Source organism: Siminovitchia jepli, assembly GCF_047228825.1.
GTDB lineage: Bacteria > Bacillota > Bacilli > Bacillales > Bacillaceae_C > Siminovitchia.
Genome location: NZ_JBFEGN010000003.1, coordinates 52,133 through 74,410, shown reverse-complemented (window position 1 = coordinate 74,410; position 22,278 = coordinate 52,133). Strand labels below are relative to the sequence as shown.

At 47.4% G+C, this 22,278-nt stretch carries 21 protein-coding genes; 16 read left to right on the top strand and 5 right to left on the bottom strand.

The genetic code is table 11. The annotated features are described in order from the left end of the window. Nucleotides 1–54: 54 nt before the first annotated feature. Nucleotides 55–291 carry a DUF2627 domain-containing protein gene (locus tag AB1L08_RS03190; RefSeq protein WP_413063230.1) on the bottom strand — a complete coding sequence of 79 codons (237 nt, stop codon included), beginning with the start codon at nt 289–291 and terminating at the stop codon, nt 55–57. A 152-nt stretch (nt 292–443) separates the two neighbouring features. Here AB1L08_RS03190 and bcd point away from each other — a divergent pair, with 152 nt between their 5' ends. From bcd to AB1L08_RS03140, 10 genes are all read left to right on the top strand, one after another. After that, nucleotides 444–1,541, top strand: a complete 1,098-nt coding sequence (gene bcd, locus AB1L08_RS03185) for a branched-chain amino acid dehydrogenase (protein WP_413063229.1) — start codon at nt 444–446, stop codon at nt 1,539–1,541. Between the two features lie 100 nt (nt 1,542–1,641). Then, complete coding sequence (gene lpdA / locus AB1L08_RS03180; RefSeq protein ID WP_413063228.1) at nt 1,642–3,066, top strand: dihydrolipoyl dehydrogenase; 1,425 nt, start codon at nt 1,642–1,644, stop codon at nt 3,064–3,066. Between the two features lie 26 nt (nt 3,067–3,092). Beyond that, nucleotides 3,093–4,112: a thiamine pyrophosphate-dependent dehydrogenase E1 component subunit alpha gene (locus AB1L08_RS03175; protein ID WP_413063227.1), complete on the top strand. Its 1,020-nt coding sequence runs from the start codon at nt 3,093–3,095 to the stop codon at nt 4,110–4,112. Further along, complete coding sequence (locus AB1L08_RS03170) at nt 4,103–5,086, top strand: alpha-ketoacid dehydrogenase subunit beta (RefSeq protein ID WP_413063226.1); 984 nt, start codon at nt 4,103–4,105, stop codon at nt 5,084–5,086. Before AB1L08_RS03175 ends, AB1L08_RS03170 begins: the two co-directional genes overlap by 10 nt. Before the next feature lie 36 nt (nt 5,087–5,122). Continuing rightward, nucleotides 5,123–6,406: a dihydrolipoamide acetyltransferase family protein gene (locus tag AB1L08_RS03165; RefSeq protein WP_413063225.1), complete on the top strand. Its 1,284-nt coding sequence runs from the start codon at nt 5,123–5,125 to the stop codon at nt 6,404–6,406. Between the two features lie 251 nt (nt 6,407–6,657). Then, nucleotides 6,658–8,511 (top strand): methylmalonyl-CoA mutase family protein, encoded by a 1,854-nt coding sequence (locus AB1L08_RS03160; RefSeq protein WP_413063224.1) that lies wholly within the window; start codon nt 6,658–6,660, stop codon nt 8,509–8,511. Further along, the gene (gene scpA / locus AB1L08_RS03155; RefSeq protein WP_413063223.1) at nt 8,504–10,672 is read left to right on the top strand and encodes a methylmalonyl-CoA mutase; all 2,169 of its coding nucleotides are present in this window, start codon (nt 8,504–8,506) and stop codon (nt 10,670–10,672) included. The genes AB1L08_RS03160 and scpA overlap by 8 nt, the downstream gene beginning before the upstream one ends. After that, nucleotides 10,644–11,687: a methylmalonyl Co-A mutase-associated GTPase MeaB gene (gene meaB, locus AB1L08_RS03150; protein ID WP_413063222.1), complete on the top strand. Its 1,044-nt coding sequence runs from the start codon at nt 10,644–10,646 to the stop codon at nt 11,685–11,687. Before scpA ends, meaB begins: the two co-directional genes overlap by 29 nt. 192 nt (nt 11,688–11,879) lie before the next feature. Next, nucleotides 11,880–12,317: a BrxA/BrxB family bacilliredoxin gene (locus tag AB1L08_RS03145; RefSeq protein WP_413063221.1), complete on the top strand. Its 438-nt coding sequence runs from the start codon at nt 11,880–11,882 to the stop codon at nt 12,315–12,317. Nucleotides 12,318–12,379: 62 nt separating this feature from the next. After that, the gene (locus AB1L08_RS03140) at nt 12,380–12,883 is read left to right on the top strand and encodes a L,D-transpeptidase (RefSeq protein WP_413063220.1); all 504 of its coding nucleotides are present in this window, start codon (nt 12,380–12,382) and stop codon (nt 12,881–12,883) included. Between the two features lie 39 nt (nt 12,884–12,922). On the opposite strand, the gene prli42 is transcribed toward AB1L08_RS03140, so the two are convergent. Then, nucleotides 12,923–13,018, bottom strand: a complete 96-nt coding sequence (gene prli42, locus AB1L08_RS03135) for a stressosome-associated protein Prli42 (protein ID WP_413063219.1) — start codon at nt 13,016–13,018, stop codon at nt 12,923–12,925. A gap of 128 nt (nt 13,019–13,146) precedes the next feature. Between prli42 and mce the strand changes: the two genes are divergently transcribed. Genes mce through AB1L08_RS03115 form a run of 4 tightly spaced genes read left to right on the top strand, consistent with a single transcriptional unit; the run spans nt 13,147 to nt 17,489 of the window. Continuing rightward, entirely contained in the window at nt 13,147–13,560 is a 414-nt protein-coding gene (mce, locus tag AB1L08_RS03130; protein ID WP_413063218.1) for a methylmalonyl-CoA epimerase, read from the top strand. Beyond that, on the top strand, nt 13,561–15,111 hold the full coding sequence (locus AB1L08_RS03125) for an acyl-CoA carboxylase subunit beta (protein ID WP_413063217.1): 1,551 nt from the start codon (nt 13,561–13,563) through the stop codon (nt 15,109–15,111). Nucleotides 15,112–15,142: 31 nt separating this feature from the next. Further along, nucleotides 15,143–16,273 (top strand): M20/M25/M40 family metallo-hydrolase, encoded by a 1,131-nt coding sequence (locus tag AB1L08_RS03120; protein WP_413063216.1) that lies wholly within the window; start codon nt 15,143–15,145, stop codon nt 16,271–16,273. A gap of 13 nt (nt 16,274–16,286) precedes the next feature. Beyond that, a complete protein-coding gene (locus AB1L08_RS03115) occupies nt 16,287–17,489 on the top strand; it encodes a DNA polymerase IV (protein ID WP_413063293.1) in 1,203 nt (400 codons plus the stop codon). Here AB1L08_RS03115 and AB1L08_RS03110 read toward each other — a convergent pair. After that, nucleotides 17,484–17,942, bottom strand: a complete 459-nt coding sequence (locus AB1L08_RS03110) for a YueI family protein (RefSeq protein ID WP_413063215.1) — start codon at nt 17,940–17,942, stop codon at nt 17,484–17,486. The genes AB1L08_RS03115 and AB1L08_RS03110 overlap by 6 nt on opposite strands. A gap of 107 nt (nt 17,943–18,049) precedes the next feature. Between AB1L08_RS03110 and rnz the strand changes: the two genes are divergently transcribed. Beyond that, complete coding sequence (gene rnz, locus AB1L08_RS03105) at nt 18,050–18,985, top strand: ribonuclease Z (protein ID WP_413063214.1); 936 nt, start codon at nt 18,050–18,052, stop codon at nt 18,983–18,985. 6 nt (nt 18,986–18,991) lie between these two features. Here rnz and namA read toward each other — a convergent pair whose 3' ends face one another. Both namA and proC read right to left on the bottom strand, forming a co-directional pair. Next, on the bottom strand, nt 18,992–20,008 hold the full coding sequence (gene namA / locus AB1L08_RS03100; RefSeq protein ID WP_413063213.1) for an NADPH dehydrogenase NamA: 1,017 nt from the start codon (nt 20,006–20,008) through the stop codon (nt 18,992–18,994). Nucleotides 20,009–20,075: 67 nt separating this feature from the next. Beyond that, nucleotides 20,076–20,903, bottom strand: coding sequence for a pyrroline-5-carboxylate reductase (proC, locus tag AB1L08_RS03095; RefSeq protein WP_413063212.1), 828 nt, complete (start codon nt 20,901–20,903; stop codon nt 20,076–20,078). 401 nt (nt 20,904–21,304) lie between these two features. Here proC and AB1L08_RS03090 point away from each other — a divergent pair, with 401 nt between their 5' ends. Further along, nucleotides 21,305–22,264, top strand: coding sequence for an MBL fold metallo-hydrolase (locus tag AB1L08_RS03090; RefSeq protein WP_413063211.1), 960 nt, complete (start codon nt 21,305–21,307; stop codon nt 22,262–22,264). The last annotated feature ends 14 nt before the right edge of the window (nt 22,265–22,278 follow it).

Genomic DNA, 22,278 nt, shown 5'->3' with positions numbered 1-22,278 from the left:
GGCACCGAAACAAACAGTGGGGGATTTTCATCCCCCACTGTTTGAAGCTTCACTTTATCTTTTTTTAAAACGGTCCTGTACCTTGTTTCTTTTTCGGTCCCGGTGCAAAATGAAACCTCCGATAAAACTGAACCCGACAATAAAATAAACGAGCCCGGCAAGAAATTGAATCCCCAAACCCGGATAAGGCGACTGTAAAATCCCGAACAGCATATCCCTCATCAATTTAATGCCATAACCCGCCAAAAGCCCTGGGAGCAATAATATAATAAGCGCAATAATCCGTGCCATATAAATCTCCTTGAAAAAATACTTCAAAAAAATCATATCCTATCGGTAACATTTGTCAAGCAAGGAGCTTTTCGTTACAATCAATTGTGACAAGTATTATTTACCGGCAGACAGCTTATTTTTAACAAAACTTGAATATTGGGGGTTGTTCTGTGAACGTATTCAAAAGCCTGGCAGATCATGACTATGAACAATTGGTATTTTGTCACGATGAGCAGTCTGGATTAAAGGCAATTATAGCCATCCATGACACCACGTTGGGACCTGCACTCGGCGGAACAAGAATGTGGACGTACGACAGTGAAGAAGCAGCCATTCAAGACGCCCTGCGGCTTGCCAGGGGAATGACTTATAAAAATGCGGCAGCCGGTTTAAACCTGGGCGGAGGAAAAGCCGTTATCATGGGTGATCCGAAAAAAGACAAAAATGAAGAAATGTTCAGGGCATTCGGCAGATATATACAGGGGTTGAACGGACGCTACATTACTGCTGAAGATGTAGGGACAACCGTACACGATATGGATCTAATCCACGAAGAGACGAATTTTGTAACCGGAATTTCCCCGGCCTTTGGCTCTTCCGGGAATCCTTCCCCGGTCACCGCCTATGGCTGCTATGTCGGAATGAAAGCCGCCGCAAAAGAGGCATTCGGCACTGATTCATTAGAAGGAAAAACAGTAGCGGTTCAAGGAGTGGGAAACGTTGCCTTTGAACTTTGCCGCTATTTGTCCGAAGAAGGCGCGCACCTGATTGTAACGGACATTAATAAAGATGCCGTAAACAGGGCGGAAGAAGCTTTTGGCGCAAAGGTCGTGGATCCGGGGGATATTTATGCCGTAAAGGCTGACATCTTTTCTCCTTGTGCACTCGGAGCCGTGATCAATGATGAAACGATTCCCCAGCTTAAAGTGAAAGTCATTGCGGGTTCAGCAAACAACCAGCTAAAGGAAAATAGGCATGGAGACATCATTCATGAAATGGGCATCGTATACGCCCCTGACTATGTCATCAACGCCGGGGGAGTCATCAATGTAGCAGATGAACTTTACGGTTATAACAAAGAGCGGGCGTTAAAGAAAGTGGAAACAATATACAATAATGTCGAGAAAGTGATCATGATCTCAAAACGGGATCACATTCCTACATATATGGCGGCAGACCGCATGGCTGAAGAAAGAATAGAAAAGATCAAAAATTCCCGAAGCCAGTTTTTATTGAATAACAAGCACATTCTCCATAATCGTATATAGACAAACTTCCCAAAAGGTCGCGGTGCCGAGCACCCAATCGTGGATCGGAACCAATGGAGCGCCGCATTTGAATGTGAATGGGGTATGAGGAGGACAAAAAATGGCAAAAGAGTATGACCTCGTTATCATCGGTGGGGGTACGGGCGGGTATGTTGCCGCCATCCGCGCGTCACAGTTAGGCTTGAAAACGGCGCTTGTGGAGAAAGAACAGCTTGGCGGCACATGCCTGCATAAAGGCTGCATTCCAAGCAAAGCGCTGCTTCGTACCGCAGAAGTGTATTCGACGGCCAAACGGAGTGCTGAATTCGGAGTTTCCTCCGAAAATGTCCACTTGAATTTTTCAAAAGCGCAGGAACGGAAAAACGGGATTATCCAAAAGCTGCACCAAGGCGTCCAGCATTTGATGAAAAAAGGGAAAATCGACGTTTATTACGGTATCGGCAGAATTTTGGGACCTTCCATTTTTTCGCCAATGCCGGGCACTGTCTCTGTGGAAATGGACAGTGGCGAAGAAAATGAAATGCTTATTCCAAAAAATGTCATCCTTGCTTCCGGCTCCCGGCCAAAATCCCTGCCGGGGCTGGATATCGACGGTACAACTGTTTTAACCTCGGATGAAGCGCTGGAAATGGAGCAGCTACCCAAGTCGGTTTTGATTATTGGCGGAGGAGTAATCGGCATCGAATGGGCTTCCATGTTATCGGATTTTGGCGTGGAAGTAACCATTTTGGAATATGCAGACCGGATTTTGCCTGCGGAGGATCGTGACATTTCCAAAGAAATGGAAAGAATTTTAAAGAAAAAGAAGGTCAAGGTTGTTGCGAATGCTAAAGTCCTGCCTGAATCAATTCAAAAAACAGGTGAATCGGCCTCCATTTCTTCCGTTGTTAAAGGGGAGGAACAGACTTTTGCGGCCGAAAAAATACTCGTTTCGGTAGGGCGCCAGCCAAACACCGAAAACCTTGGACTGCAAAATACGGATATTGAGCTTGACCGCGGCTTCATTAAAGTCAATGAAAACTATCAAACGAAGGAAGCGCATATTTATGCGATTGGAGATGTGATCGGGGGCCTCCAGCTTGCCCATGTAGCCTCTTATGAAGGAATGAAGGCAGTCGAGCATATTGCGCGCCAAGACCCAACGCCGATCATATATAAAGATGTACCGAGGTGCGTCTACAGCAACCCGGAAATAGCAAGTGTCGGTTTAACGGAGGCAGAGGCGAAAGAACTCGGACATCAAGTCAAAACAGGTAATTTTTCATTCAAAGCAATCGGAAAGGCTCTCGTTTACGGCGAAACGGACGGCTTTGTAAAAATCATCGCCGACGGGGAAACGAATGATATTCTTGGAATACATATCATTGGCCCTCATGCAACGGACATGATATCGGAAGCCGGACTTGCACGAGTCCTTGATGCGACACCGTGGGAAGTTGCAAACTCCATTCATCCACACCCGTCATTAAGCGAAGCGATCGGTGAAGCTGCACTTGCTGTTGATGGCCGGGCGATCCATTCATAAAAAGGAAATTACGGGAGGAGAAATAAATGGCAAAAAATCGTCATAAAGAGCTCGGATTGAGCGATCAGGAAGTAGTGAGCATGTATGAGACCATGATACTCGCCCGGCGAATTGATGAGCGGATGTGGCTTTTAAACCGATCCGGAAAGATTCCGTTTGTCATTTCCTGCCAGGGCCAGGAAGCCGCTCAGGTGGGTGCGGCTTTCGCGCTTGATCGAAATCAAGACTACATACTTCCTTATTATCGGGATCTCGCTGTCGTTTTATCGTTCGGCATGACGCCGAAGGAAGTGCTTCTTTCCGCTTTTGCGAAAGCGGATGATCCAAATTCGGGCGGACGTCAAATGCCGGGACATTTCGGCCAAAAGAAGAACAGGATCGTGACAGGCTCATCGCCGGTTACAACACAAGTTCCCCACGCCGTTGGTGTGGCGCTCGCCGCACGAATGGACAAGAAAGATCTTGTTGCTTTTGTCACATTTGGGGAAGGGTCGTCGAACCAGGGTGATTTTCATGAAGGCGCCAACTTCGCCGGAGTTCATAAACTCCCTGTTATTTTCATGTGTGAAAACAACAAATATGCCATTTCCGTTCCGGTTGAAAAACAGCTTGCCTGTGAAAAGGTATCAGACCGTGCCATCGGCTACGGCATGCCGGGAATTACCGTAGATGGCAAAGACCCGCTTGAAGTGTACAAAGTCATCAAGGAAGCAAGAGAGCGGTGCTTGAGAGGGGAAGGGCCGACACTAATTGAAACGATGTGCAACAGGCTTACGGCACATTCATCGGATGACGACGACCGTTTTTATCGGTCTCCGGATGAGGTGGCCAAGGCGAAAAGCGAAGATCCGATTATTTTATTTGGCGCCTACTTGAAAGAAAGCGGCGTAATGACAGACGAAATGGAAAAAGAAATCAATGAACGGGTCATGAAACAAGTTAACGAGGCGACGGAATATGCGGAAGAAGCTCCGTATGCAGCCCCGGAAGACGCCTTGAAACATGTGTATCACGAAGGGGAGCAGGGGGAACTTTTATGGCAGTAATCTCTTATATTGAAGCAGTGACGAGTGCGCTTAAAGAAGAGATGGAGCGTGATGAGAAGGTATTTGTGCTTGGTGAAGATGTAGGCAGGAAGGGCGGGGTGTTTAAAGCAACCCAAGGATTATATGAGCAGTTCGGGGAAGAACGGGTCATTGATACGCCTCTAGCCGAATCAGCGATCGCCGGCGTTGGAATAGGGGCTGCATTGTACGGCTATCGGCCGGTTGCAGAGATGCAGTTTGCCGATTTTATTATGCCTGCAGTCAATCAAATTATTTCCGAAGCAGCCCGTATCCGGTACAGGTCCAATAATGATTGGAACTGTCCCATCGTGATCCGTGCTCCATATGGGGGCGGAGTGCACGGAGCACTTTATCATTCTCAATCCGTTGAAGCCATTTTTGCGAATCAGCCGGGACTGAAGATCGTCATGCCCTCGACTCCATACGACGTGAAAGGTCTGTTGAAAGCAGCGATACGCGACGAGGACCCGGTAATGTTTTTTGAACATAAGCGGGCGTACCGGCTGATTAAAGGGCATGTACCGGAAGAGGAGTATGTCCTGCCGATCGGAAAAGCAGATGTGAAACGCGAGGGAGACGACATAACGGTCATTACATACGGACTGTGTGTACATTTTGCGCTTCAGGCTGCCGAACGTTTGGCACAAGACGGCATTGAAGCCCATATTTTGGATTTACGGACGATTTATCCGCTTGATCAGCAAGCCATCATGGAGGCTGCATCCAAAACAGGGAAAGTGCTGCTTGTAACGGAAGATAATAAAGAAGGCAGCATCATGAGCGAAGTGGCGGCGATCATCTCCGAACATTGCCTGTTTGACTTGGATGCACCGATCAAAAGGCTTGCCGGCCCGGATATTCCAGCCATGCCTTATGCGCCGACAATGGAAAAATATTTTATGGTGAACCCGGACAAGGTTGAAAAAGCAATGCGGGAGCTTGCCGAATATTAATAGGCTTTCAAATCAAGCTTAAAGGGGGCTGAATCTTTGGCAATAGAAAATATTACAATGCCGCAGCTGGGTGAAAGCGTCACGGAGGGAACAATCAGCAAATGGCTCGTCAAACCGGGGGATCACGTCCATAAATATGATCCTATCGCCGAGGTGCTGACGGATAAAGTGAATGCCGAAATCCCTTCTTCTTTTACAGGAACGATTAAGGAACTGATCGCTGAAGAGGATGAAACACTGGCTGTCGGAGAAATCATTTGCACGATTGAAACAGAAGGCGATGGGGCTGTAAGCAAAACGGAAGGCCAAAATGCTGCTCCAGTTGCCAAGCAGGACATTCCTTCTCCCAAAAACACGGCAGACGAAAAAAAATCAAAAAAGCAGACGGCAAAAGCCCGCTATTCTCCGGCTGTCGTCCGGCTGTCCCAGGAATATAACATTGACTTGTCCCAAGTGGCAGGGACCGGAAAAGATGGCAGGATTACCCGCAAGAATTTGCAAATGCTGATTGATTCCGGCAACATTCCAACGGCCAAAGATGAACAAAAAGAAGCCGCATCAACAAGAACCGGTCCACAAACAGCATCAGTACAAACCGCTGCTATTCCGCTTGCATCCGGGGACGTTGAAATTCCGGTTGCCGGCATCAGAAAGGCCATTGCGGCCAATATGGTCCGGAGTAAACAAGAAATTCCGCATGCCTGGATGATGATTGAAGCGGACGTGACGAATCTTGTCAAATACCGGGATTCCATCAAGGAGGATTTTAAACGGCAGGAAGGGTTTAACCTGACGTATTTTGCCTTTTTTGTCAAAGCGGTTGCCCAGGCGTTAAAAGAATTCCCGGTGATGAATTCCATGTGGGCAGGAGACAAGATTGTCCAGAAAAAAGAGATAAACATCTCCATTGCAGTGGCGAGCGAAGATTCCCTTTTTGTCCCGGTGATTAAACATGCCGACGAACAATCCATAAAGGGAATCGCCAAAAATATTTATGAGCTGGCCAATAAGGCGAGAACAGGCAAACTCAAGAAAGAAGACGTTGAAGGCGGCACCTTTACAGTCAATAATACAGGGGCGTTCGGCTCTGTCCAGTCCATGGGTATCATTAATCATCCCCAGGCAGCCATTTTGCAAATCGAGTCGATTGTCAAACGGCCGATCGTCACAAGCGATAACGCCATTGCCATTCGCGATATGGTCAATATGTGTTTGTCTTTGGATCACCGGATCCTTGACGGACTCATTTGCGGCCGCTTTTTAAAACGTGTGAAAGAAATCTTGGAAAGTATGTCAAAGGAAAATACGCCGGTTTATTAAATCCGCTGTAGCCTGTGTTCATGAGTACACAGGCTGTTTATTTTTTCCTGCATTTTTGTATGAAAACAAAACATTTATTGAAGTTAAAGTAAATGTTACTATGTAACTATTAGAATATTTATGTAAAAAATAAATCTGTTATACAACAAAAATTAGCGAGTTGTCTCATTGTGTCAACTATACTAATATAGATAATATACAATATGATTTTCGGGCAGTAATCAATGATGGCATGGGAAAGGAAGAGCTGCATGAATACTGAACAGGCGAGAAATACGACATTTCAGAGAGCCGGCCGGGAGGAGTGGGCCGAGGCGGCCAAAAAATCGCTTCGCAAAGATACGATCGGCCATTTGTACAGAAAAACGTATGAAGGCATTACACTAAGCCCTCTGTACACGGAAGCAGATTCTGTACCTGCAGATCAATTCCCGGGAGAAGGTTCTTATTTGCGGGGCTTTTATGGCACTGAACGTCCAGGGTGGCGCATTGCCCAAAGGCTGGTCCATCCCGACTGGAATGAGCTGAAAAAACAAATCGGTTTATCGCTTCAGCGGGGGCAGGATGCGCTCTCTTTTGATCCTGACCGATTAAACGATATGGCAGAACTCAGTTTTACGGAATTAAACGGGATTGCTGCTTTAAACAAGGTCCCATTATGTATTTTTTCAAAATCAAATTATCCTGCAATCGCCAAAAAGCTGTTGGAAGCTCATGCAAGCGGCATTTTCGGAGCCGCAGCCACTGACATGATCAGTTCCCATCTTGAAGCCGGACTCATTGTTGATGAGCACGGCGAAGAAATGAAAAGCTGGCTGGATGTTCTGAAAGCATTGGATTCGCAATACCCTGAGCTTAAAACGATTCTGATTGATCTGGAGCCGTTCAATGCCGGTGGCGGTCATGCCGGACACGAACTGGGAGCCGCTTTGGCCGGCGCTGTGTTTTATGTGGAAAAGATGAAGGAAATGGGCTGGCCGCCGGAAAAAACAGCTGGTAAATTCATATTTAATTTTGCGATTGGCAGCCAATTCTTTACCGAAATCGCAAAGCTCCGCGCATTTCGGATGCTGTGGAAGACGGTTGCAGATGCATATGGCATCCCGAATGATCAAAATAAAGTTCTCGTCAGCGCTGAGACTTCGGAATTCACAAAATCGGTCATTGATCCGTATGTCAATATGCTTCGTGCCGGAAGTGAAGCGTTTTCAGCTGTTGTTGGCGGCATAGATTTTCTTCACGTCACTCCTTTTGATCACTTGACAGTGGAAGGGAACGCTTTTTCCGAAAGAATCGCCAGAAATACGCAGCTGCTGCTCAAGGATGAATCCTATATAGATAAAGTGATGGATCCTGCAGGCGGCTCCTTTTATATTGAGTCGTTAACGAAAGAATTGGCTGAAAAAGGGTGGGCGTTCTTTTTGGAGATTGACAAACATGGGGGCATTCTGCAATCTCTTGCATCCGGCTGGCTGCAACATCAAATAAAAGAAACCGCCCTTGCAAGAATGAGAGATTCCGAGACGCGAAAACAATCGATCATTGGTGTAAATGTATATGCTTTAAGTTCGGAAACAGCGGATGAGCCGCTTTTAAAGGCCAAAAAGCCAACGGAATTTGACAAAAGACAGATAGAGCCGCTTCCCAGGCTGCGTCTTGCACAACAGTTTGAAAGCTTAAGGAAAAGATCGATGAATCTGGCTGAAACCGGATTTATGCCGGAAGCCGCTCTTATTTGCCTTGGGAAATTAAAGGAATTTAAGCCGCGTGCCGACTTTGCGGCCGGAGTGCTGGCCACGGCGGGCATTCAATCAGAATGGAGCGGTGAATGCCATTCGCTTTCTGATGTAAAGTCTTTTATAAAAAGAAAGTCGTATAAATATTATTGCCTTTGTGGTCCGGATGCCTTGTACGATCAGTTGGCCGCCCCTATCGGGCGATGGATAAAGGAGAACGTTCCGGACGTCCATATCGATATCGCCGGCCGCTTTTCAGCTGAAGAATTGGCGGAATATGGACTGGATGGCACGCTGTACTCCGGGCAAAACATTTACAAGAAACTGGCCGGGATTCTGGACAGCTGGGAGGATGAGATCAATGCATAAAAAACCAGATTTCCAAACGATTCGACCAACATTTGGCGAAAAAAGCACGGGTTCCAAATCAAGCTTTGAAAATGGCTACGAAACGAATGAACAAATAAAAGTAAAATCTTTATATACAAGAGACGATCTTGACGGCTTGCGGTTTGTTGACACGCTGCCGGGCATCCCCCCATATACACGGGGGCCTTATCCGACAATGTACGTCAATCGCCCTTGGACTGTCAGGCAATATGCCGGCTTTTCCACCGCAGAAGAGAGCAACGCCTTTTACCGCCGTAATTTGGCCATGGGCCAAAAAGGGTTATCAGTGGCATTCGACCTGGCTACTCACCGCGGATATGATTCAGACCATCCGCGGGTGGAAGGCGACGTTGGAAAAGCGGGAGTTGCCATTGATTCCATTCTCGATATGAAAATATTGTTCGACGGCATTCCGCTTGATCAAATGTCGGTATCGATGACGATGAACGGCGCCGTTTTGCCGATCATGGCCTTTTATATCGTAACGGCGGAGGAGCAGGGCGTCAAAAAAGAGCAGCTTGCCGGGACAATCCAAAATGATATTTTAAAAGAATATATGGTACGGAACACGTATATTTATCCGCCGGAAATGTCCATGAGGATCATCGGCGACATTTTTGAATATACCTCAAAGAATATGCCTAAATTCAACAGCATTTCGATTTCCGGCTACCATATGCAGGAGGCAGGCGCTCCCGCGGACATTGAACTGGCCTATACGCTTGCAGATGGTTTGGAGTACGTCAGAACCGGCCTGCAAGCCGGCCTGGATATTGATTCCTTTGCGCCGCGTCTATCATTTTTCTGGGGCATTGGGATGAATTATTTTATGGAAGTGGCAAAGCTGCGGGCTGCCAGGACGATGTGGGCACAGCTGATGAGTCCCTTCAAGCCGAAAAATCCCAAATCGCTGGCGTTGAGAACGCACAGCCAAACATCCGGATGGAGCTTGACGGAGCAGGATCCTTTTAACAATGTCGTCCGGACGCTTATTGAAGCCCACGCCGCCGCGATGGGGCACACCCAATCTCTCCACACAAATGCCCTTGATGAGGCCATCGCTCTGCCGACCGATTTTTCGGCGCGGATTGCCCGCAATACGCAATTGTTTTTGCAGGAGGAAACGGGCATTACGAATGTCATTGATCCCTGGGGCGGTTCCTATTACGTCGAATCGCTTACTCAGGAGCTGATGGACCGCGCGTGGAAACATATCAACGAAATCGAAGAATTGGGCGGAATGACGAAAGCGATTGAAACCGGCCTTCCAAAAATGAGAATTGAAGAAGCCGCTGCAAGAAGGCAGGCGCTCATTGATTCGAAACAAGAAACGATTATCGGCGTGAACCGATATCAAGTCGATGAAGAAGAAGACATTGACATTTTGGACATTGATAATGAAGAGGTGCGAAGAAGGCAGGTTGAGCGGATTCAGCAATTAAAGCAAAACCGTTCTGAAGAACAAGTCCAGGCCGCTTTGCAGGCGTTAACCGAATGCGCAGAACAAAACAATGGCAACCTGCTTGAGCTTGCCGTTGAAGCGGCCAGGGCAAGAGCGACGCTCGGTGAAATATCGGGGGCCATTGAAAAAGCATGCGGGAGGCATAAAGCGATGATCCGCTCCGTATCGGGCGTATACAGCTCCCATTATACCAATGAAGAAGAAATGGCAATGGTCAAGGAAATGGCGGATGAATTCCTCGAAAATGAAGGAAGGAGACCCCGCATCCTGATTGCCAAAATGGGGCAGGACGGCCATGACCGCGGAGCAAAAGTGATTGCCACCGCCTTTGCGGATCTCGGATTTGATGTAGATATCGGCCCATTGTTCCAAACACCCGAAGAAACAGCCAAACAGGCTGTGGAAAACGATGTCCACGTCATTGGCTTCAGTTCATTGGCTGCCGGCCATAAAACACTCCTTCCCAAATTGGTAGGGGAATTAAATAAACTGGGAAGAGGAGACATCGTAGTGGTGATTGGCGGGGTAATCCCGCCCGGAGATTACGAGTTTCTCAAAAAACATGGGGCTTCCGCCATTTTTGGGCCCGGTACAGTCATTCCTGTTGCTGCCCAAAAGGTAATCGAGGAAATTTACAGGCGCCTTGGATATGAGGAAGTGGTCGAGATCGATGGGTGAGCAGAAATACAGGAAATTTATTAAACGAAGCCAGCAGGAACCAAATGTGGATGAACTTTTTAAGAGGGTGCTTGACGGTGACAGAATGTTTCTTTCAAAGGCGATTACGTTCATCGAAAGCAATGCACCCCGTCATGAAAAAGCGGCGGGAGAACTGATGCAGCGCCTGCTTCCCCACACCGGGAACTCGATCAGAATCGGGATTACGGGTGTGCCGGGGGCAGGGAAAAGCACCTTTATTGAAACATTTGGCCTAATGCTGTGCAACCTTGGCCATCGTGTAGCCGTGCTGGCAGTGGATCCGAGTTCCACTGTCAGGGGCGGAAGCATTCTGGGGGATAAAACGAGGATGGAACAGCTGTCAAAACATCCCAATGCCTTTATTCGTCCTTCTCCATCGGGAGGGACGCTTGGCGGTGTCCACCGAAAAACCCGGGAAACGATCCTAGCCTGTGAAGCGGCAGGCTATGATGTCATCCTTGTTGAGACAGTTGGTGTCGGGCAAAGTGAAGGGGTCGTCCGCGGAATGGTTGATTTTTTCATGATGCTTGCGATCACAGGGGCGGGGGATGAGCTCCAAGGGATGAAAAAAGGCATTATGGAGCTTGTTGATGCCATCATTATCAATAAAGCAGACGGGAGTAATGTGGAACTTGCCAAAAAAACAGCAAGGGAGTTTAAGCAAATTTTGCATTTCGTACAATCGCCGACCGACGGCTGGACGCCACGGGCGCTTCCCTGCTCGTCATTGAAAGGCACGGGAATAAAAGAAGTATGGGAAATGATTCAGCAATTTGCAACAGAGACGAAGTTGTCGGGGGTGTTTGAAAGCAGGCGAAAAAAACAGGCAAAAGATTGGCTGCACGCACTGATTCATGAACGGCTGCAAAAGCTCTTCTTTGAGCATGCAGAAATAAAAAAACTGATGCCGAAGATGGAGCATCAAGTCATGAATGAAGAGTTAACTGTAAAAGGAGCCTGTGATCAACTTTTTTCCGTTTTTAACAGAAACTAGATTCGCTCCTCCATAAAAAAGGGACAGCAGCTTGCCGTCCAAAAGACATCTAGGGAGTTTAGGGGTATGGATCTAGATGTATTTATATCATACCCGTTTTACAAGAAGTTAAACCAAAAGGTCCAGAAGTTGAAATAATATTGGGCGAATTGTTATGATAGCAATAGAAACCCGCAAAAAGGAGCGACAAAAATGAGCATGGATTTTAATATATTTATGAACGATGTAGTTCAAAGAGCACGTGAAGAAATGGAACAGGCAGGTTATGAACAGCTAAGAACCCCTGAAGACGTGGAAAAAGCACTGGGCAGAAAGGGCACCACTTTGGTGATGATTAATTCCGTATGCGGATGCGCCGGAGGGGTGGCTCGTCCGGCAGCTGCCCATGCCATCCATTATGACAAACGTCCTGACCATCTTGTAACGGTTTTTGCCGGACAAGATAAAGAAGCCACTGCAAAAGCAAGAAGTTATTTCACCAATTATCCGCCTTCTTCTCCATCTTTTGCCTTGCTGAAGGACGGGGAAATTTGCACGATGGTTGAGCGCCACGAAATTGAAGGCCATGATCCGATGTCTGTTGTCAACAAGCTTCAACGCTATTTTGACCAATATTGTGCTGAAGTTTAATTGCCTTAGAAGAGTATGAGTCTTCATCTTTCGCACAAGCTAACAAAAAAGGGTGAAGGCTTTTGCGTACGGTCTTTGTTTTATGTTTGCTGGCCGGGTCCGTTTTCTGGCCTTTCGGAACAGAAGTGTTGCCCGGGGACACGCTCATTATTGTCAACAAAAGAACGAATGAACTTGTTTTAATAGATCACGGACAAATTGTGTTGGCTTCCAAAGTGGCAACAGGTGCAAGGAATGAACTGACTCCCGAAGGATTTTTTACGATAAAAGTAAAAGCGGTCAACCCGTATTACCGGAAAAAGAACATTCCAGGGGGAGATCCCCGCAATCCGCTCGGATCGCGATGGATTGGATTTGATGCCAAAGGTACGGATGGCAGAATGTACGGCATACATGGCACAAACGATCCATTTTCAATCGGCATGTATGTTTCACAAGGCTGTATTCGAATGCCGGCGGGCACGCTTGAGGAATTGTACGAAAGGGTGCCGATCGGTACAAAAATTTGGGTCGTTCATTCCGGCAAGACGATGGAACAACTGGTCCGCGAAAGTGGGGCAATATAGAAAAAACAAGGCCTCCCCAGGTGCAGGCCTTGTTTTTCATTAGAGCATGAATGACAATCCGGCCATAACGGTGGTGGCAAGCATGGCAAACAGCATGAGATAAATGATGACACGCTGGATTTTTTTATTCGACAAATGTTTTCACTCCTTGAATCCCGATTCTTTAACTTTATTTTATATCCAATGTTTGAATGAGACAAGCATGCTTGGTTTTTTCCAAAGTAAGCCCAGGCCGGAAAAAATATGATTGTAGGGGTTGCAAAATGAATAAAGTGGATCACATTGGAATAGCCGTTCAGTCGATCGAAGCTATCCTCCCTTTTTACACGGAACAGCTAGGCCTCAAATGCATGGCCATCGAAGAAGTGGCAGCGCAGCAGGTAAGAGTTGCATTTATTGATGCCCATAATGTTAAGATTGAATTATTGGAACCGCTTCGAAACGCCGGCCCCATTGCCGCGTTTCTTGAAAAGCGCGGTGAAGGAATTCATCACATCGCATTTGGCGTCCGTTCGATTCAGGAGCGAATCAATGATCTGAAGGAGAAGGGAATTCGGATGATAGACGAGTCCCCCAGAAGGGGAGCCGGCGGAGCTCTCGTTGCCTTTATGCATCCAAAATCGGCGCATGGCGTCCTGTATGAACTTTGTGAAAAAGAGGAGCAGGGGGAAAAGTAAATGACAGATATATACGAAAAAATAAATGAATTGTATGACCGGCGCATGGCAGCCCAGCTTGGCGGGGGTGATGAACGGATCGCCAAGCAGCATGAGAAAGGGAAATTGACGGCCCGGGAAAGGATTGAGCTTTTATTGGATCCCGGAACGTTCGTAGAGTTAAACCCATTTACGGAACATCGTTCATCTGATTTTGGCCTGGAAAAGACAAAATATCCGGGAGATGGGGTCGTTACCGGTTATGGAAAAATCAACGGCCGGCCCGTTTATCTTTTTTCCCAGGATTTTACGGTTTTCGGCGGAGCGTTGGGTGAGATGCACGCCGAAAAAATTGCCAAGGCAATGGATTTGGCTGCCCAAAACGGGGCACCGTTCATCGGGTTAAACGATTCGGGAGGCGCGCGCATCCAGGAAGGTGTCGTATCGCTTGATGGCTATGGGCATGTTTTTTACCGAAATGCCATTTATTCCGGGGTGATTCCGCAAATTTCCGTTATTATGGGTCCTTGTGCCGGCGGTGCTGTTTATTCACCGGCCATTACCGATTTTGTGTTCATGGTCGATAAGACGAGCCAGATGTTTATTACCGGACCGAAGGTAATCGAAACGGTGACGGGTGAAAAAATCACTTCAGAGGATTTGGGCGGCTCAAAAATACATAATACCGTTAGCGGAAATGCGCATTTTCGGGGAAAAAGCGAAGAGGAAGTCTTATCCATGGTCAGGAAGCTTCTTTCCTATTTGCCGCAAAACAATGAAGCAGCCCCTCTTCATAGCGCTTGGGAAGAAAAGGATGATTTTTGCCCCGATTTGGCCGATGCCGTCCCCTATGATGCCATCAGGCCTTATGACGTCCGGAATGTCGTCAATCAGGTTGTTGATGAGGGGTCTTTTTTTGAAGTGCAGGAAGAGTTTGCCAAAAATATTGTGATCGGTTTTGCCCGCATCCGCGGTGAAGCGGTCGGCCTTGTTTGCAACCAGCCCAAGTTTCTTGCCGGCGGGCTTGATATTGACTCATCGGACAAGGCGGCGCGGTTCATCCGCTTTTGTGATTCATTCAACATTCCGATCATCACCTTTGAAGATGTAACAGGCTTCTTCCCGGGGGTAAAGCAGGAACACGGCGGGATCATCAGGCACGGCGCCAAAATTTTATACGCCTATTCCGAAGCGACAGTACCCAAAATTACCGTGATTCTTCGAAAAGCTTACGGCGGGGCTTATGTGGCATTAAACAGCAAGTCCATTGGCGCCGATCTGGTCTTTGCATGGCCGAACGCAGAAATAGCGGTCATGGGTCCCCAAGGAGCGGCAAATATTATCTTTTCCAAGGAAATTGAGCAAAGTGCAAACCCGGAAGAAACGAGAAACCAGAAGATTGAAGAATATCGGGAAAAATTTGCCAACCCGTATGTTGCTGCGGCAAGGGGAATGGTCGATGATGTCATCGATCCGCGCGAAACACGCATCAAGATCGTGCAGGCCCTGGAAATGCTCCGCCATAAACGGGAAGAGAGGCCAAAGAAAAAACACGGCAATATACCTTTATAATTCAAATCTTAATGAATGGAGGGTTATTTATATGACAAAAGTGAATGAAAAACGGCTGCTCGATGATTTTCTTGAATTGGTGCAAATTGATTCGGAAACAAAAAATGAATCTGCAATTGCAAAAGCGCTCACTGAAAAATTTCAGGACCTGGGCCTGGAGGTGTTTGAGGACGATGCGGCAAAGGTGACGGGCCATGGAGCCGGGAATCTGATTTGTACATTGCCGGGAACAAAGAACGAAGCAGACCCGATCTATTTTACTTCACATATGGATACAGTCGTGCCGGGTAATGGTGTAAAACCGTCCATTCAAGACGGTTATGTGGTCACTGATGGAACGACCATTCTTGGAGCGGACGATAAAGCCGGCCTGGCAGCGATGTTTGAAGCCATCCGGATTCTGAAAGAAAACAGCATATCACACGGGGACATCCAGTTCGTTATTACAGTTGGGGAAGAATCCGGCCTTGTCGGAGCAAAAGTGCTGGACCCGAACCGTATCCGGGCAAAATACGGCTTTGCTCTGGACAGTGATGAAAAAGTCGGCAATATTATCGTTGCAGCGCCTACCCAGGCAAAAATCAAAGCGGTTATCCACGGAAAAACCGCCCATGCCGGAGTGGCGCCTGAAAAAGGGGTATCGGCCATAACGATCGCGGCAAAAGCAATCGCCAATATGCCGCTCGGGCGCATTGACGAGGAAACAACCGCCAATATCGGACGGTTTGAAGGCGGAAAAGCGACGAATATTGTCGCGGACCGAGTAGATATTTTGGCCGAAGCGAGGTCGCTTGTGGAAGAAAAAATGCTTGCCCAAACGGAAAAAATGAAAACCGCCTTTGAAGCAACTGCCGAAAAAATGGGCGGAAAAGCGGATGTTGAAATTGAAGTTATGTATCCCGGGTTTAAATATTCAGACGGGGATCACGTGGTGGAAGTGGCCAAAAAGGCGGCTGTAAATATTGGCAGGGAGCCCAAACTGTTGACGAGCGGCGGCGGAAGCGATGCCAATGTGATTGCCGGATTTGGCATTCCGACTGTTAACTTGGCTGTGGGCTACGAGGAAATTCATACGACAAATGAGCGGATGCCCATTGAGGAACTCGTGAAGCTTGCCGAAATGGTCGTGGCAATCGTTCAAGTCGTGGCCGAAGATCGTTAAAAAGCTGATGGAAATGAAGACGTTTTATCCGAAAAACGGGCGCGTCATTTTGCATGTTGATATGAACAGTTTTTATGCATCAGTGGAAATGGCATACGACCCTTCCCTTAAAGGCAAGCCGCTCGCCATTGCCGGAGACGCGAAACAGCGGAAGGGCATTATTGTAACGTGCAGCTATGAGGCCCGTAAACATGGCGTCAAAGCGACGATGCCGGTTTGGCAGGCGAAAAAGCTTTGCCCGCACTTGATTGTGAGAAAACCGAACTTTGACAGATACAGGATCGTATCAAAGGCGATGTTTGATATTTTGCGTACATTCAGCAGGCTTGTAGAGCCCGTATCGATCGATGAAGGATATATCGATATTACCAATGGCCATGAATTGGGGAGCCCCGTTCAAATAGCCGAAAAGGTTCAAACGGAGATCATGAAACAATTGGATTTGCCGTGCAGCATCGGGATTGCCCCCAATAAGTTTTTGGCCAAAATGGCCTCAGGCATGAAAAAGCCGCTCGGCATTACTGTACTCCGGAAAAGGGATATACCGGGCGTTCTTTGGCCTTTACCGGTAATTGAAATGCACGGGATTGGCGAAAAAACTGCGGAAAAACTGGCAGCCATTAATATTTTTACCATCAAAGACCTTGCCCATGCCAACGACATCCAATTGCAGGCAGCCATCGGCATTCAGGGAATCAAGTTAAAAGAACGGGCAAACGGAAATGACATGAGAAAGGTGGACCCGGAGGCAGCAAACGTTAACAAAAGCATCGGAAGCTCCATTACGCTGCCCCGGGATATATCCAACCAGGAGGAACTGCTGCATGTTCTGAAGGAACTCGCGGACAAAGTGGCAGGCCGGTTAAAAAGAAAAGCATACGTGGCCAACAATATAGCGATTATGATTCGCTACAACAGTTGGGATACTGTCACAAGAAGCAGTATGCAGGCAAAACCGGTCTCTGCAGCCGGGGATATTTATCTGGCGGCAAAAACCTTGTTCATCAAACATTGGAGCGGACAGCCGGTCAGGCTGTTGGGAATTACCGGCCAGGAAATCATCAAGGCAGATCAAGCATTTGAACAGCTTGATCTGTTTTCCTACAAAAAAGAAGCGAAAAAAGAGCCCCTCTATGATGCGATCGATGAAATTACGAAAAAATATGGACCTTCCAGTATAAGAATGGGTGTGGATCAAGCAAAAAAAGATTCATGATTTGCTTCTTTTAAACCATTTTTTAAGGAGGGAAAGAAAAAATCTTTTTTTCTTCTTTGGCTGACTGGGGGCTTTTTTTGATGATTTTTTGCTGATATAAATATTTTCCTTGTCGATGGCGTAAGGATAAGCAAGCACCAGTCCGATATTCGTGCGAAATTCCTTGTTTTTTACAATTGAAAAGGAGATGTTTTGTTTGCGTGCCTCCTGGATATATTCAGCAAGGAAGGAGTAATCAAGCTCCCCGTTTAACAACAACAGCGCACTCGGATGTTCTTTCATGGACTGTATGATTTCCGGGTAGACGCCCGGTTCCATCACCTGGCTTTTTGTCAGGGCAACGATCACTCTCTCTCTGAGTGTTCCGAGAAATTTCTTTCTTTCTTCCGGTTTTGTCTCTTTCGGGCCATGCATCCCTTTTTCTAAATAATCCTCTACTGTTGCACGTTTCAAGGAGCAACACCTCCACGATACTATATTCAGGCAGGGCGGCCCGAGTGCCAACTGCACCTGCTCTTCATATATGGTAAACTATAGAAAAAATGAAAGGAGGGCAGCCAATGGAGCTGTTTTTTCTAGGTACAGGGGCGGGAGTGCCGGCGAAATTGCGAAATGTTTCAGCACTGGCCTTATTATTATTGGAAGAGAGAAACGCAATCTGGCTGTTTGACTGCGGGGAAGCGACCCAGCATCAAATTTTGCATACTTCATTGAAACCAAGAAAAATAGAGAAAATTTTTATTACCCATCTTCACGGGGATCATATTTTTGGATTGCCGGGCCTGCTTGGCAGCCGTTCCTTTCAAGGCGGCACATCCGATGTAACCGTGTACGGGCCGAAGGGCGTCCGTACATTTCTCGAGGCTGCTCTCCAGTTGAGCGGAACCCATTTAAAGTACTCTCTTGATATTGTAGAAATCGAGGAGGGAATCATATTCGCCGATGACCAGTTTACGGTGGAGACACTGCTGTTGGATCACAATATTGCAAGCTACGGCTTCCGAATTACTGAAAAAGACAAAATGGGAACACTTGATGCCGATCGGCTCAAGGCAGAGGGAGTTCCTCCGGGACCTGTTTACAAGAAATTGAAAAACGGGGAGACAGTAACGCTTGCAGACGGAAGAACGATCAACGGGAGCGAATATGTGGGACCGCCGCAAAAAGGCCGCGTTATCGCCATATTGGGTGATACGCGGCCATGTGAAAATGCGATTATGCTTGCGCAAAATGCCGATATGCTCGTCCATGAATCGACGTTTTCGGCTGATAGTAAACAGATGGCCAGGGACTATTTCCACTCGACAACCGCCCAGGCGGCGGAAATCGCACGAAGAGCAAATGCCGGGGCCCTCTGTCTCACTCATATCAGCTCACGCTATACAAGCGAGGATTGGAAAGAGCTTGAGCAAGAGGCTCAATCCGTTTTTCCGAATACGAAATTGGCAGCTGATTTTTGTAAAATTCAGGTGGAGGCCCAAAAGAACTCGGGGTGACTTTTTTCACCATCCGCGTTCATATTGGGCGGGTGGTGAAAGATCATAGCCGAGTTCCCGGGCGGCTGTCCGGGGCCAGTATGGATCACGCAATAGGGCACGGGCCAGGAAAATAAGATCGGCTCTTTCGTTTTGCAATATTTCTTCAGCTTGAATGCCTGTCGTAATCAAGCCGACGGCTCCGGTCAAAATGTCCGCTTCCTTCTTGATTTGTTCGGCAAATGGGACTTGATAACCCGGGTATGGTTTTATTTTGGCCGGAACGACTGCGCCCGAGCTGCAGTCAACCAAATCAACGCCTTCATCTTTCATCCATTTGGCCATCGTTGCATAGTCTGATGGACGAAGCCCTTCCGGGTGATAATCAGAGGCAGACACCCGGACGAAAAGCGGGCCGTCCCAAACCGATTTTACCGCTGCAATGACTTCCCTTAAAAAACGATAGCGGTTTTTTAAGGAGCCGCCATATTCATCCTGCCGTTTGTTTGTTAAAGGAGAAAGAAATTCGTTGATTAAATAACCGTGTGCACCGTGTATTTCGATGACATCAAACCCGGCTTCCTTTGCCCGTTCTGCCGCTTTTCCAAAAGCGGAAATTGTATGTTTGATATCCTCGCCGTCCATTTCTTTCGGTATTTTCATCCCGTCTTTGTAAGCAATGGCGGAGGGGGCGAGAATTTCACCCTCAAGCATTGCCTTTCTTCCCGCATGGGCGATTTGAATGCCGATTTTCGCACCGTGCGTTTTTACCATTTTAACGAGCTTCGCCAATCCTCCGACATGCTCGTCACTCCAAATTCCCAGGTCGCGGGGGCTGATCCTTCCCTCGGGGGAAACGGCAGTCGCCTCAACCATAATGAGTCCGGCTTGCCCAACGGCCCGGCTCGTATAATGGGTAAAGTGCCAATCTTCGACTTTTCCGTCCTCGTTATGGCACGAATACATGCACATCGGTGACATGACAATGCGGTTTTTCAAGGTAATGTTTTTTATTTCAAGCGGTTTAAATAACATGATCGTCATTCATATAAACCCCCTTCATCACTTATCATACGCCATTACCCATTATAGCAAACAACGATAAAGGAGTTTAAACGATCTGTTTGGATTCATGCATGCTGCCTAATTTTTTTGATTGTTCCATCGCCGCTTTCACGCATTGAATAAATGCGGCTTGCACATTTGCTTTTTTCAAAACTTCGAGGCCCGCTTCGGTTGTGCCGCCGGGGCTAGTGACATCCCGCCTGAGCTCCGCTGCTTCTTTTCCGGATGCAAGGAGCATCTCTGCAGCTCCTGCGAGTGTTTGCAAAATCATTTTTTTCGCCGTGTCCGCATCGAGCCCGATTTCCCCGGCAGATTTCTCCATTGCCTCCACGACATAGTAAATGTAAGCAGGTCCGCTTCCCGAAAGGGCCGTTATGGCATCCAATTGATCTTCTTCTACGATCGTTGTCATCCCGACGGAAGAAAAAACAGTCGCCGCCAGCCGCTTTTGCTGTTCGGATACCGAGTCATTAAACGTAATGGCTGTCGCCGATTTTCCGACGCATGCGGAAGTGTTCGGCATGGCCCGTGCTATTGGCAGGCGCACATTCAGGCGGCTTTGTAAATAGGAAAGCGAGATGCCGGCCATGACAGAGATCAAAAATGTATGCTCTCTTATATGCGGCGCCATTTTTCCAAGCGCGGCACCGGCATCTTTCGGCTTTACCGCAAGGATAACCATATCGGCATCCTTCATTAATTCTTCCATCCGATACGTCGGTTGAATGCCATACTTCCTTTCCAGATTGGTTAACTTGGTTTGGTCTTCACGGTTTGTCACCAAAATATTTTTTCGATCGGCTATCTTTTTTTCGATGATCCCGGCAATGATCGCCTCCGCCATGGAGCCGGCTCCGATAAATGAAATGTTCATATGTTATCCCTCCAGAAATTGACTAAACAAAAAACCCCTTCATCCGTAAAAGGACGAAAGGGTTGACTTCCGCGGTACCACCTTTAATTAGTTGCCCAACACAACTATCTCAAACCCCGTAACGCAGGGATGCGGTCAGTTTTGCTGACAGCTCGCTGGGCAGGTTCAACAAGAAAGCGGGTGATGGAGCCTTTCAGCCGGCGGACTCCAATCTCTTGCACCATTTGCTTGTTTACTGATCCCGGTCATCGCCATTTTATATATGATTATGCTCGACAGATCCGGCCGTTGTCAAGTGAATATCAGGAAAATGTTCAAATTACATGACTTTGCATGAAAAAATCGCTACACTATACTTGTTTGTTTATGCTGTATCAAAAAATAAAGTCGGGGGATTTGCGATGGAACACGGAGATATCATGAAACTCGTATTGCCGACGCCCTTTGCCGTTGGGGATGTCAATGTTTATATAGTAAAAGGAGAAGCCCTGACGCTCGTAGACGGAGGGGTTAAAACTGAAGAGGCCTGGAATGCCTTTTTGGTTCAATTGCAAGAATTGGGAATGAGGCCTGAAGATATCGAACAGGTCATATTGACCCACCACCATCCGGATCATGTCGGATTGCTGGAGTGGCTGCCGAAAGATCTTCCGGTTTATGGCCACAAATATGTTCGTCCCTGGATTGAAAAAGATCAATCCTTTTTTTCGGCCTATGACGATTTTTATAAACGGCTGTTCAGGGAATTTGCCGTTGAAGGCGATTTTAATCAGCTGTTGGCCATCATGAAATCTTCCCTGCGCTTTTCATGTGAGAGGCCTCTTACATATGAGATTGAAGAAGGGGATGTGATACCCGGATTTGAAGATTGGGTTGTGCTGGAAACACCCGGACATGCGCAAAGCCATCTTGTTTTTTACCGGGAGAAAGACGGCACGCTGTTGGCCGGAGATCATGTGCTGGCTGCGATTTCTTCCAATCCGCTTTTGGAACCGCCGCTTATTCCTTCGGACGAGAGGCCGAAGCCGCAGCTGCAATATAACGATTCGCTCCGCAAATTGTTGGATGTTGACATTCGGATTGCATTTACGGGGCACGGACCGGAAGTGAAAAAGACGCATGAGCTCATTGAGCGGCGCCTGCTTAGACAACATGAACGGGCAATGCAGGTCAAGGAAATATTGGAGGAAAAGCCATTAACCACGTTTCAGTTGACAAAAATACTTTTTCCGGCAGTCTACGAAAAACAGCTTGGACTGACCTTATCCGAAACGACAGCCCAGCTCGATTATTTGTTGTCTGTTGATGCCATCAACAAACGCGTCGAGGAAAATGGTGCGGCTTATTTTTCCGCGCGTTGAGCAGCTTCCAAAAA